This window comes from Streptomyces sp. NPDC047043 (genome assembly GCF_040644055.1).
GTDB lineage: Bacteria > Actinomycetota > Actinomycetes > Streptomycetales > Streptomycetaceae > Streptomyces.
This window is the reverse complement of the sequence record NZ_JBEYVO010000019.1, coordinates 53,548-65,931: the sequence shown is the minus strand read 5'-3', so window position 1 is coordinate 65,931 and position 12,384 is coordinate 53,548. Positions and strand designations below refer to the sequence as shown.

Genomic DNA, 12,384 nt, shown 5'->3' with positions numbered 1-12,384 from the left:
ACCGACTCAGATGTCGAGGAAGCGGACGTCCTTGGCGTTGCGCTGGATGAACTGGCGGCGCGCCTCGACGTCCTCGCCCATCAGGACCGAGAACAGGTCGTCCGCCTGCGCGGCGTCGTCCAGGGTGACCTGGCCGAGAACCCGGTGCTCCTGGTCCATCGTCGTGATGCGCAGCTCCTCGGCGTTCATCTCGCCGAGACCCTTGAAGCGCTGGATGGAGTCCTCGCGCACCCGCTTGCCGCGCTGGCGGCCCATCTCGAGCAGCGCGTCGCGCTCGCGATCCGAGTAGGCGTACTCGGTGTCGTCCCGGCCCCACTTGATCTTGTAGAGCGGGGGACGCGACAGGAACACGTGCCCGGCCTCGACCAGCGGCCGCATGAAGCGGAACAGGAAGGTCAGCAGCAGGGTGTTGATGTGCTGGCCGTCGACGTCCGCGTCCGCCATCAGGATGATCTTGTGATAGCGGAGCTTCTCGATGTCGAAGTCCTCGTGGACTCCGGTGCCGAAGGCCGAGATCAGCGCCTGGATCTCCTGGTTCTGCAGGATCTTGTCGATCCGCGCCTTCTCGACGTTGAGGATCTTGCCTCGGATCGGGAGGATCGCCTGGTACTGCGGGTTTCGGCCGGACTTGGCCGAGCCGCCGGCGGAGTCACCCTCGACGATGAAGATCTCGCACTTGGTCGGGTCGTTCGACTGGCAGTCGGAGAGCTTGCCCGGCAGCGACGCCGACTCCAGCAGGCCCTTACGACGCGTCAGGTCGCGGGCCTTGCGGGCCGCCACGCGCGCGGTGGCCGCCTGGATGCCCTTGCGGATGATGTCCGCGGCCTCGACCGGGTTGCGGTCCAGCCAGTCGTTGAGGTGCTCGTAGACGACCTTCTGCACGAAGGTCTTCACCTCGGTGTTGCCCAGCTTGGTCTTGGTCTGGCCCTCGAACTGCGGCTCGCTCAGCTTCACCGAGATGATCGCGGTCAGACCCTCACGGATGTCGTCACCCGTGAGGTTGTCGTCCTTCTCGCGCAGCAGCTTCTTGTCGCGCGCGTACTTGTTGATCAGCGAGGTCAGCGCGGCGCGGAAGCCCTCTTCGTGGGTACCGCCCTCGTGGGTGTGGATGATGTTGGCGAAGGAGTACACACCCTCGCTGTAACCGCCGTTCCACTGCATGGCGAGCTCGAGGGAAAGGCTCTTGTCCTTGTCCTCGGCCTCGAGGTCGATCACGGTGGGGTGAACCACCTCTCCCTTGCGGGAGTTGAGGTACTTCACGAAGTCGACGATGCCGCCCTCGTAGTGGTACGAGACGCTCTTGACCTCGTGCTTCTCGTCCTCGCCCGCCTCGTCCGCCCCGGCCGTGGCCTTCGCCGACTCACGCTCGTCGGTGAGGTTGATCCGCAGACCCTTGTTGAGGAACGCCATCTCCTGAAAACGCCGCGAGAGCGTCTCGAAGGAGTACTCGGTGGTCTCGAAGATGTCCGGGTCGGCCCAGAAGGTGACCGTGGTGCCGTGCTCGTCCGTGGCCTCGTGCTTGGCAAGCGGGGCCGTCGGTACGCCCAACTTGTAGTCCTGCGTCCAGCGGTGGCCGTCGGTCTTGATCTCGACGGAGACCTTGGTCGACAGGGCGTTCACGACGGAGACACCCACGCCGTGCAGACCGCCGGAGACGGCGTATCCGCCGCCGCCGAACTTTCCGCCCGCGTGCAGGACCGTCAGCACGACCTCGACGGCCGGCTTGCCCTCGGACGGCACGATGCCGACCGGGATGCCTCGGCCGTTGTCGACGACGCGCACGCCGCCGTCGGCGAGGATCGTGACGTCGATGGTGTCCGCGTGGCCGGCCAGTGCCTCGTCGACCGAGTTGTCGACGACCTCCTGCACAAGGTGGTGCAGCCCTCGCTCACCGGTCGAGCCGATGTACATGCCGGGGCGCTTGCGGACCGCGTCCAAGCCCTCGAGGACGGTGATGGCGCTGGCGTCGTACGAGGCGGTGACCTCGCCGTTCGACGAGGTCACCGCGCCGTTCTCGCCGGCGTCGGTGGACGGGATGTTCTCGTTGGGGTTGCCGGAATCGGCCACGAAGCGCCCTTTCTGGCACAGCACGAGCCAGGCTCGTCGGCGGGTTGCCGGAGCGGCTGCGGCATGTTGCGTTGGTAAGCCTTGTTCAGCGTTGCTCAGCTTTTCCCGGACGGTCCCCACGAGTGGGGCGGGATTAGCTTCCAGTCTACCGGTAGCGCCGACAGTGATGGGGGTTTGCCGGTACCTGAGTCCGCATGTGGCGCCCTCAACCGGTCTCTCCCGACTCCCCATATGCGGAGCGGGGCTCCAAGAGGCTCACGGAGGCACTCAGCGCTTCCGGCTGTCAACCCTTGGCTACTTGGGAGTCAGGTCGGGATTCGCAACCGCGTGCGTGTGTACGGCTCAGCTGCCGCCGGCGGCTCGGGAAGGCCCCCGACGGCCTGCGAGTGTGAGGTCTGTCACCCATACGTGTCGCCGGGTCCCGTGCTGCCCGGGGCGCGCAGGGGACCGTAGCGACGGGCGGGGCCGGCGGGACCGTTCACCTTGATCATCTTCACCGCGCCGTGCCCCAGATCCTCATTCAGGCGGGCCACGAGCGTCGGCGCGAGCAGGCGCAGATTCGTCGCCCAGGCCGTGGAGTCGCAGCGCACCACCAGCACACGCTCGTCCTCGTCGTACTTCTCCGGCTCGCAGTGCTTGGCGACGTCCTCACCGACGATCTGCGGCCAGCGGCCCATCACCCCGCCCACCGCGGCCGGAGTCTCCCAACCGCGCTCGGTGATGAGCCGGTTGATCGCAGCACCGAGGGCCATGGGGTCGCGCCCGTCGGCGCGCGCGCCGGAGCGCAGGCCACCGCGCCGCGCCTGCTTCTTCTGCTGCGCCGCGTCCCCACGCGCGCGTGCCTGCTCCTTCGCCGCCCTGAGCGCCACGCGCGCGAGGTCGACACCGGACGGCTCGGGGGTCTTCTCGGGGGCCCGCGGCGGCTGTTGGGGATTCGGCTCGTCCGTGCTCATGCCCGCTCCACCGTCCCGCCCGACACGGAATACCGCACGCCCGCCAGCACATGCGGTACGTCGTCGTCGACCGCGGCCGTCACCAGCACCTGCTCACCGGGCGCGACCAACTCCGCCAGACGCTCGCGGCGCCGGGTGTCGAGCTCGGCGAAGACGTCGTCGAGGACCAGCACCGGCTCATTGCCCTCGGCCCGCAGGAGGTCGTAGGAAGCCAGCCGCAACGCCAGCGCGTACGACCAGGACTCGCCGTGCGAGGCGTACCCCTTGGCGGGCAACTGACCGAGTTTGAGAAGCAGATCGTCCCGATGAGGGCCAACGAGCGTGACGCCCCGCTCGATCTCCTGCTTGCGCGCCTCCGCCAGCGCCGCCATCAGCTGCTCGTAGAGGTCCTCGCGCGTGTGCGCCTCGCCGGGCGCGGACGGCTTGTACTCCAGGGCGACCGGGCCGCCGCCGGGTGCCAGCTGCTCGTACGCCTTGTCGGCGAGCGGCTGGATCGAGGCGATCAGGTCGAGCCGCTGGGCGAGCAACTCGGCGCCCGCGCGCGCGAGATGCTGGTCCCAGACGTCGAGCGTGGACAGGTCCATGGAGCGGCCGCCGTGGCGACGGGCCAGCGCGGCCGTCTTGAGAAGGGTGTTGCGCTGCTTCAGGACCCGCTCGTAGTCGGAGCGCACGCCGGCCATCCGCGGGGAACGGGCGGTGATCAGCTCGTCGAGGAAGCGGCGCCGCTCGCCGGGGTCGCCCTTGACCAGGGCGAGATCCTCGGGTGCAAACAGCACTGTGCGCACTATCCCGAGCACGTCACGGGGTCTGACCTGCGAGGACCTGTTGATGCGGGCGCGGTTGGCCTTCCCGGGGTTCAGCTCCAGCTCGACCAGCTGCTGCCGGTCGCCCTGCCTGACCTGCGCCCGGATCACCGCGCGATCGGCGCCCATACGGACAAGGGGGGCATCGGAGGCGACGCGGTGGCTGCCGAGAGTGGCGAGGTAGCCGACCGCCTCGACGAGATTCGTCTTGCCCTGTCCGTTCGGGCCCACGAAGGCGGTCACGCCGGGATCGAGCGGAACCTCGACCCCGGCGTACGAGCGGAAGTCGGCCAGCGACAGATGCGTGACGTGCATGGTCGTTCGCCGACCTCCCCCAGACCTGTGGATCGCGCAGCGACCCTGTGGATTACTTCTTCTCTACGGCGTGGCCGCCGAACTGGTTGCGCAGCGCGGCGATCATCTTCATCTGCGGCGAGTCCTCCTGGCGCGACGCGAACCGCGCGAAGAGGGAGGCCGTGATCGCGGGCAGCGGCACCGCATTGTCGATGGCCGCCTCCACAGTCCAGCGTCCCTCGCCGGAGTCCTGTGCAAAACCCTTGAGCCTGTCCAGGTGCTCGTCCTCGTCGAGGGCGTTCACCGCGAGGTCCAGCAGCCAGGAGCGGATGACCGTGCCCTCCTGCCAGGAACGGAAGACCTCGCGCACGTCCGTGACCGAGTCGACCTTCTCCAGCAGCTCCCAGCCCTCGGCGTAGGCCTGCATCATCGCGTACTCGATGCCGTTGTGGACCATCTTCGCGAAGTGCCCGGCGCCGACCTTGCCGGCGTGCACCGCGCCGAACTTCCCCTCGGGCCTCAGGGCGTCGAAGACCGGCTGCACCTTGGCGACGTTCTCCGCGTCACCGCCGTACATCAGCGCATAGCCGTTCTCCAGGCCCCAGACGCCGCCGGAGACACCGCAGTCGACGAAACCGATGCCCTTGGCCGCGAGCTCCTCGGCGTGCCTCTCGTCGTCCGTCCAGCGGGAGTTGCCGCCGTCCACGACGACGTCACCCGGCTCGAGCAGCTCGGCCAGCTCGTCGATCGTCGCCTGGGTGGGGGCACCGGCCGGGACCATCACCCAGACCACGCGCGGACCGCTGAGCTTGCCCACAAGTTCTTCGAGGCTGTGGACATCGGCGAGATCCGGGTTGCGGTCGTATCCGACGACGGTGTGGCCTGCGCGGCGTATCCGCTCGCGCATGTTGCCGCCCATCTTGCCGAGGCCGACGAGACCGAGCTCCATCAGTTGTTCCTTAGGTTGCTGTGTGGCGTGTGGGGCACTTTCGTACCCACGTCCGAGCCTAAACCCGGACGCTCGCGCACACCTGTGGGCATACGCGCTCATACGTACGCCCCGACCTGCGACTTCTCCCCAAAGGGACACCCGGTTGTCCACGCCCTGTGGACAACCGGGTGGGGATGCTCAGCCGCTCAGGCGCACCGGCATGATCAGGTACTTGTAGGCCTCGTCCGCCTCCGCGTCGAGGGCCGGCTTGCCGCTCAGCAGCGCGGGCTTCGTGGACGTCGTGAACGACAGCTGAGCCACCGGGGAGTCGATGGCGCTCAGGCCGTCCAGCAGGAACGTCGGATTGAAGGCGATCGAGATGTCGTCGCCTTCCAGCTGCGCGTCCACCCGCTCCACAGCCTGTGCATCGTCGCTGGAGCCGGCCTCCAGGATGAGCACGCCCTGCTCGAAGCTCAGCCGCACCGGGGTGTTCCGCTCAGCGACCAGGGCCACACGCTTGACGGCCTCCACGAAGGGGGCGGTCTCGATCACCGCGACCGAGTTGAACTCCGTCGGGAACAGCGTGCGGTACTTCGGGAGGTCGCCCTCGAGCAGACGCGTCGTCGTCCGGCGGCCCGCGCCCTCGAAGCCGATGAGGCCCTCGCCCGCGCCCGAGCCGGACAGCGCCAGGATCACGCTGTCGCCGCTCGTCAGAGCCTTGGCGGTGTCCAGGAGCGTCTTCGCGGGCACCAGGGCGACCGCGGACGCGTCCGGGTTCTCCGGCTTCCACAGGAACTCGCGGACCGCGAAGCGGTAGCGGTCGGTGGAGGCCAGGGTGACGGTGTCGCCCTCGATCTCGATGCGCACACCGGTGAGGACGGGGAGCGTGTCGTCACGGCCGGCGGCGATGGCCACCTGGGCGGCCGCGGAGGCGAAGACCTCACCGGGGACCGTGCCCGTGGCGTTCGGCATCTGCGGCAGAGCCGGGTACTCCTCCACAGGCAGGGTGTGGAGTGTGAACCGCGAGGAGCCGCACACGACCGTCGCCCGTACACCGTCTGTGGAAATCTCCACCGGGCGGTTGGGGAGCGCCCGCGAGATGTCGGCGAGCAGCCGGCCCGAGACGAGGACGGTGCCCTCCTCCTCGACCTCCGCCTCCACGGACACGCGCGCGGAGACCTCGTAGTCGAAGCTGGAGAGGCTCAGAGCGCCGTCCTCGGCCTTCAGCAGAAGGCCGGCGAGGACAGGCGCCGGCGGACGGGCCGGGAGGCTGCGCGCCGCCCAGGCCACTGCCTCCGCGAGTACGTCGCGTTCCACCCGGATCTTCACTGTTGCCGCCTCCTGCTGTTGCCGGCGCTTCTCGCCCTGCCTGGCTTCGTCGTCTGTCTCGGTGTCGTCGTCCCCTGTGATGGGAAGGACACCGGGGAACAGTCTGACGCACCGCACTGACAGTAGGTGCCTCTCGGGGTCAAGTCGTGACGAGGGGCAGCCGGGAGCCGGACAGCGAGTTGTGCACAGGACCCCCTTCGAAACGAACTTCTCACTCTCTCTAGTTGGGAGTAGTAGTAGGGGCTGTGGAAACCGTGGATAACCGCGTTTGCGCAGGTCAGACCGGAAATTTTGTCCACTGGCCCTGTGGGCGGAGGCGGTGGACAACTCGGTGGCTCTGTGGAGAACGGAAAGTTCTGCACACCCCGTGCACAGCCTGAGGTGACTTCTCCCCAGCGGCGTCCCCAGCTTTACCCACGTTTCCCACAGCCCAACCCGGCAGCTTCGTGTGACGCCTTTCACTCGACACGGTGATCAGGCGCGTCGCGTTGCCGAACAGTGGACAGCGATGTGGAGAACGTAGTGATCGCTGGGGACAATCGGGCTCAGCCTGTGGGTTGCCGGTGGACAACTTCGTGCACAGCTTGTGGATCATTTCGCTGTCCACAGTCTGTGGAGATCCTTCATCCACCAATCCACAGCCACTTGACCTGCTCTGATGGTGTCTCAACAGGCAACCTGTGGATTGCGATCTGGACAACTTCACAGTCCCCAGGATGTGGACGGCAGAAAGTCTCGGAATCTGTGGAGAGTGGCCGTAACGCGGCAGGTAATCGAACAGCGGGCATCCCCGGCACGAAGAAGGGCGCCCCGGGAAGGAGTCCCGGGGCGCCCTCGACGACGTACGTCTGTGGCTGTCAGCCGTTCTTGATGCGGTTCGTCAGCTCGGTCACCTGGTTGTAGATGGAGCGCCGCTCGGCCATCAGATTGCGGATCTTGCGGTCGGCGTGCATGACCGTGGTGTGGTCGCGGCCGCCGAAGAGCGCGCCGATCTTCGGCAGGGAGAGGTCCGTCAGTTCGCGGCACAGGTACATGGCGATCTGGCGGGCGGTCACCAGTGCGCGGCCGCGGGAGGTGCCGCAGAGGTCCTCGACGGTCAGCCCGAAGTAGTCCGCCGTCGCGCTCATGATGGCCGTCGACGTGATCTCGGGAGCCGAGTCCTCGCCGCCCGGGATGAGGTCCTTGAGGACGATCTCCGTCAGGCCCAGGTCCACCGGCTGGCGGTTGAGCGATGCGAACGCCGTCACACGGATCAGCGCGCCCTCCAGCTCGCGGATGTTGCGCGAGATGCGGGAGGCGATGAACTCCAGTACCTCCGGCGGGGCGTTGAGTTGTTCCTGGACCGCCTTCTTGCGGAGGATCGCGATGCGCGTCTCCAGCTCGGGCGGCTGGACGTCGGTGATCAGACCCCACTCGAAACGGTTCCGCAGTCGGTCCTCCAGCGTCACCAGCTGCTTGGGCGGCCGGTCGCTGGAGAGCACGATCTGCTTGTTGGCGTTGTGGAGCGTGTTGAAGGTGTGGAAGAACTCCTCCTGCGTCGACTCCTTGTCCGCCAGGAACTGGATATCGTCGACGAGCAGGATGTCCATCTCGCGGTAGCGCTTGCGGAAGCTGTCGCCCTTGCCGTCGCGGATGGAGTTGATGAACTCGTTGGTGAACTCCTCCGAGCTCACATAACGCACACGCGTGCCCGGGTAGAGGCTGCGCGCGTAGTGCCCGATCGCGTGCAGCAGGTGGGTCTTGCCGAGCCCCGACTCCCCATAGATGAAAAGGGGGTTGTACGCCTTCGCTGGCGCCTCGGCGACGGCGACCGCGGCCGCGTGCGCGAAGCGGTTGGACGCGCCGATGACGAAGGTGTCGAAGAGGTACTTCGGGTTCAGGCGCGCGGTGGGCTCACCGGGGCCGGTCGCCGGCGCGGGCTTCGCGGCCAGCGGGCCCGGGGCGCCACTGGGGGCGGGCAGCGAGGAGCCGACCGGGCCGCCGCGGTGAACGTGCCCGGAACCGGACGGCGGCTCGGGGCGCTCTCGGCGCGCGTCGCGCTGGTCGTAGTCGGAGCGGGGCTCGTACTCGGTGCGCTGCTGGTCGTAGTCCGGGCGAGGCTGGTCGTAGTCGGGGCGCGGTGCGTCGTACGAAGGGCGCTCCACCGACTGCGGGCGGTAGTCCTGGGGCGGCGGGGCGTACGAGTCCTGGGGTGAAGGCGGGTACGAGTCCTGCGGCGGTGAGGCATAGGGGTCGCGCTCCGGGAAGCCGAGGCGTGGCTGCTGCCAGCTGTACTCGTCCTGCGAAGAGCGCGGCCAGGCGCCGGGCTCGGGGCGTTGGTACTCCGAGGGGTATGCGGGGCGGGCGGTGGGGAGCTGGTCCGCGCGGGGCGGTGGCAGCTGGTCGCCCGGGGCGCCGGGGAGCTGCTCGGCGCGACCCTGCCGGTGGTCGTCGGCGCGGTGGCGGCCGTAGCCCTCGTACTGGTTGTTGTCGTACTGGCCGGAGGGGAGCTCGGGCTCCTCGTAGCGCGGTTGCGGGCGGGACGGCGGGGCCGGCGGCGCGGGGGGTTCGCCCGCGGAGTCGTCGACGGTGATCGCGATGCGGATCGGGCGGCCGCACTCGCGGCTCAGCGTCTCGCTGACGATGGGGGCGAGGCGGCCCTCGAGCACGCCTTTGGCGAATTCGTTCGGTACGGCGAGCAGTGCGGTGTCCGCGACCAGCGCGAGCGGCTGGCAGCGGCGGATCCAGTGCTCGTCCTTGGTCTCCACTCCCTGCCCGCGGCCCTCGCCGAGGAGCTGCTCGAGTACTCGTGGCCACACTGCGGCAAGATCGGCAGGTACGTCAGCCACAGGGCACGCTCTCTCACGGGTCCCACGAACGTGTGGTTGTGGGACGGGTCGGGATTCAAATGGGTGGAGCCAAGAACAAGGGGTCAAGGGAACGAATCGGAGTTCAGCCACGGTAGTCAGGGCGACCGGTGCGGTTCAAGTTGTTGTCCCCAGCCTGTGGATAGTGTCTCTCGGTGACCGTTGGTTTGACCGGATGGCGTAGCCCCGCGTACCGTAACCAGGTCGAGTTGTCGATGGCTGCTGCCGCCTGCCTCCGATGGGCACAGATCGCGTCAGGTGATCGGGAAGCGGTGCACTCGGGCGTAACTGCGAGCTACTCGTGGGCGCACGGTGACAGCCAGTACGGCACCCGCCACCACCGATTTGATTTCTGGAGCCCCCGAGTGAGCAAGCGCACCTTCCAGCCGAACAACCGTCGTCGCGCGAAGACCCACGGCTTCCGCCTGCGGATGCGTACCCGTGCCGGTCGCGCGATTCTCGCGAACCGTCGTGCCAAGGGTCGCGCCAGCCTGTCCGCCTGATTCCGGTCAGGTCATGCCGTCGTGCTGCCCACCGAGAACCGGCTGAGGCGGCGCGAGGACTTCGCGACCGCGGTACGACGAGGGCGTCGGGCCGGACGCCCGTCTCTCGTCGTCCATCTTCGTAGCGGTGCCACGGACCCGCACGCGCCTGGGGAGAGCGCTCCCCCGACGCGTGCGGGTTTCGTCGTGAGCAAAGCTGTGGGCGGAGCGGTCGTACGCAACAAGGTGAAGCGCAGACTGCGTCATCTGATGCGCGATCGAGTAGCCCTGTTGCCCCCCGGTAGCCTGGTAGTCGTACGAGCGCTGCCCGGTGCGGGTGACGCCGACCATGCACAACTGGCCCGAGACCTGGATGCCGCCATCGAGCGGCTGCTGGGAGGGGGCGCGCGATGAAGTACCCGCTGCTGGCTCTGATCAAGCTGTACCAGTGGACGATCAGTCCGCTGCTCGGGCCGGTGTGCAAGTACTACCCGTCGTGTTCCCACTACGGCTACACGGCCATCGACCGGCACGGTGCGATCAAGGGCACGGCGCTCACCGCCTGGCGCATCCTGCGGTGCAATCCGTGGTCGCTGGGCGGTGTGGACCATGTCCCGCCGCGCAAGCGCCCGCGGTGGCACGAAATGCTGCGTGACGCGTGGCGTGCACGCAGGGGCGGGTCCTCCGCCGCCGAACCGGCCCCCGAAGAGAATCCTGTTTCGAGCACCGAAGAGAATCCTCCTTCGAGCCCGGCCGCAGAGACCTCGTCCCATGCCCAAGGAGCATGATTAGTGGACACGATTGCCAGCCTCTTCAGCTTCATCACGACACCCGTCTCATGGGTCATCGTCCAGTTCCACTCCGTGTACGGGAAGATCTTCGGTCCTGACACGGGCTGGGCCTGGGGCCTGTCCATCGTGTCCCTGGTGATCCTCATCCGTATCTGCCTGATCCCGCTCTTCGTGAAGCAGATCAAGGCGACCCGGGCCATGCAGACGCTCCAGCCCGAGATGAAGAAGATCCAGGAGCGCTACAAGAACGACAAGCAGCGTCAGTCCGAAGAGATGATGAAGCTGTACAAGGAGACGGGCACCAACCCGCTCTCCTCGTGCCTTCCCATCCTGGCGCAGTCCCCGTTCTTCTTCGCGCTGTACCACGTGCTCAACGGCATCGCGACGGGCTCGACGATCGGTGTCATCAACGACTCGCTGCTCGCCAGTGCCCGTAAGGCGCACATCTTCGGTGCCCCGCTGGCGGCGAAGTTCACCGACAGCTCGGCGAAGGTGGAGTCGCTCGGCGCTTCCCTCACCGACGTCCGTGTCGTCACCGCGATCATGATTGTCCTGATGTCGGCGTCGCAGTTCTACACGCAGCGCCAGCTGATGACGAAGAACGTCGACACCACGGTGAAGACGCCGTTCATGCAGCAGCAGAAGATGCTGATGTACGTCTTCCCGGTCATGTTCGCCGTCTTCGGCATCAACTTCCCGGTCGGTGTCCTCGTCTACTGGCTGACCACCAACGTGTGGACCATGGGCCAGCAGATGTACGTCATCCACAACAACCCGACCCCGGGTTCCAAGGCCCAGGCCGCCTACCTGGAGCGCCTGACCAAGCACGTCACGAACCACGGCAAGGCCCGCAAGCGCAGCGAGCGCACCATCATCAAGGCGATCGTCGCCAAGGGTCGCGACCGCAACGAGTTCGAGCGCAAGTTCATCAACGGTCTGACCAAGGCGGGTCTCGCGGCCCAGGCCGACGGCACCGTGGTGAAGAGCGACAGCGCCGTTGCTGCCGAGACCGAGGACGGTACGCCGACGACCGGCAGCGCCGCCCCCAAGCGCCAGCAGCCCAAGCGTCAGACCAAGGCTCAGCGTCAGTCCGGTGGTGCGAAGCCGGCGGACGCCGGATCGTCCGCGTCGGACTCCGGTTCGTCCACGTCGCTGAGCAAGTCCGACGAGCCCGAGGACGCCAAGCCTGCCTCCGCCGCCAAGAAGCCCGCTCAGCAGTCGGGCAGTGGCGGCCGTAGCAAGGCCCAGTCCGGGCAGCGCAAGGGCCAGCAGCGCCCCAAGTCCCCGTCCAAGAAGTAAGAAGGAGCCCATCCCGTGACGGAAGGCACCACCTCCGCCGCTGCCGAGGGTGCAGACACCCTGACCCGCCTGGAGCAGGAGGGCGAGATCGCGGCGGACTACCTCGAGGGTCTGCTGGACATCGCCGATCTCGACGGCGACATCGACATGGACGTCGAGGCCGACCGCGCCGCTGTCTCGATCATCAGCGATGCGGGCAGCCGCGATCTGCAGAAGCTGGTCGGCCGTGACGGTGAGGTGCTGGAGGCACTCCAGGAGCTCACGCGCCTGGCCGTGCACCGGGAGACCGGGGACCGCAGCCGGCTGATGCTGGACATCGCGGGCTACCGCGCCAAGAAGCGTGCCGAGCTCTCCGAGCTGGGTGCGAAGGCCGCCGCCGAGGTCAAGAGCACGGGCGAGCCCGTGAAGATGCAGCCGATGACGCCGTTCGAGCGCAAGGTCGTGCACGACGCGGTCAAGGCCGCGGGTCTGCGCAGCGAGTCCGAGGGCGAGGAGCCGCAGCGCTTCGTCGTCGTGCTTCCCGCCTGATTCGGTTCATACGTTCCTCCGGCCCCGTCTGTAGCGCAGACGGGGCCGGTCTTTGTCAGCC

General features: G+C 67.7%; 11 protein-coding genes. 5 read left to right on the top strand and 6 right to left on the bottom strand.

What is annotated here, in order from left to right:
* Positions 1–6 precede the first annotated feature (6 nt).
* The 6 genes from gyrB to dnaA form a co-directional block, all read right to left on the bottom strand.
* On the bottom strand, positions 7–2,067 hold the full coding sequence (gyrB, locus tag ABZ880_RS28370; protein WP_361268020.1) for a DNA topoisomerase (ATP-hydrolyzing) subunit B: 2,061 nt from the start codon (positions 2,065–2,067) through the stop codon (positions 7–9).
* A 398-nt stretch (positions 2,068–2,465) separates the two neighbouring features.
* A complete protein-coding gene (locus ABZ880_RS28365; RefSeq protein WP_361268017.1) occupies positions 2,466–3,020 on the bottom strand; it encodes a DciA family protein in 555 nt (184 codons plus the stop codon).
* Entirely contained in the window at positions 3,017–4,138 is a 1,122-nt protein-coding gene (recF, locus tag ABZ880_RS28360) for a DNA replication/repair protein RecF (RefSeq protein ID WP_361268014.1), read from the bottom strand. The genes ABZ880_RS28365 and recF overlap by 4 nt, the downstream gene beginning before the upstream one ends.
* A 52-nt stretch (positions 4,139–4,190) precedes the next feature.
* Positions 4,191–5,066, bottom strand: coding sequence for a phosphogluconate dehydrogenase (NAD(+)-dependent, decarboxylating) (gnd, locus tag ABZ880_RS28355; protein ID WP_361268011.1), 876 nt, complete (start codon positions 5,064–5,066; stop codon positions 4,191–4,193).
* A 180-nt stretch (positions 5,067–5,246) separates the two neighbouring features.
* A complete protein-coding gene (gene dnaN, locus ABZ880_RS28350; protein WP_361268008.1) occupies positions 5,247–6,377 on the bottom strand; it encodes a DNA polymerase III subunit beta in 1,131 nt (376 codons plus the stop codon).
* Between the two features lie 857 nt (positions 6,378–7,234).
* Positions 7,235–9,205, bottom strand: coding sequence for a chromosomal replication initiator protein DnaA (gene dnaA, locus ABZ880_RS28345; protein ID WP_361268005.1), 1,971 nt, complete (start codon positions 9,203–9,205; stop codon positions 7,235–7,237).
* 383 nt (positions 9,206–9,588) lie between these two features.
* Here dnaA and rpmH point away from each other — a divergent pair, with 383 nt between their 5' ends.
* The 5 genes from rpmH to ABZ880_RS28320 are packed head-to-tail and all read left to right on the top strand — an operon-like array spanning position 9,589 to position 12,323.
* Positions 9,589–9,726, top strand: coding sequence for a 50S ribosomal protein L34 (rpmH, locus tag ABZ880_RS28340; protein ID WP_015659252.1), 138 nt, complete (start codon positions 9,589–9,591; stop codon positions 9,724–9,726).
* A gap of 21 nt (positions 9,727–9,747) precedes the next feature.
* Positions 9,748–10,119 carry a ribonuclease P protein component gene (gene rnpA, locus ABZ880_RS28335; protein WP_078912589.1) on the top strand — a complete coding sequence of 124 codons (372 nt, stop codon included), beginning with the start codon at positions 9,748–9,750 and terminating at the stop codon, positions 10,117–10,119.
* Positions 10,116–10,493, top strand: coding sequence for a membrane protein insertion efficiency factor YidD (yidD, locus tag ABZ880_RS28330; RefSeq protein ID WP_361268001.1), 378 nt, complete (start codon positions 10,116–10,118; stop codon positions 10,491–10,493). Before rnpA ends, yidD begins: the two co-directional genes overlap by 4 nt.
* Positions 10,494–10,496: 3 nt before the next feature.
* Entirely contained in the window at positions 10,497–11,795 is a 1,299-nt protein-coding gene (gene yidC, locus ABZ880_RS28325) for a membrane protein insertase YidC (protein WP_361267998.1), read from the top strand.
* Positions 11,796–11,810: 15 nt separating this feature from the next.
* Positions 11,811–12,323 (top strand): R3H domain-containing nucleic acid-binding protein, encoded by a 513-nt coding sequence (locus ABZ880_RS28320; protein ID WP_361267995.1) that lies wholly within the window; start codon positions 11,811–11,813, stop codon positions 12,321–12,323.
* Positions 12,324–12,384: the final 61 nt, after the last annotated feature.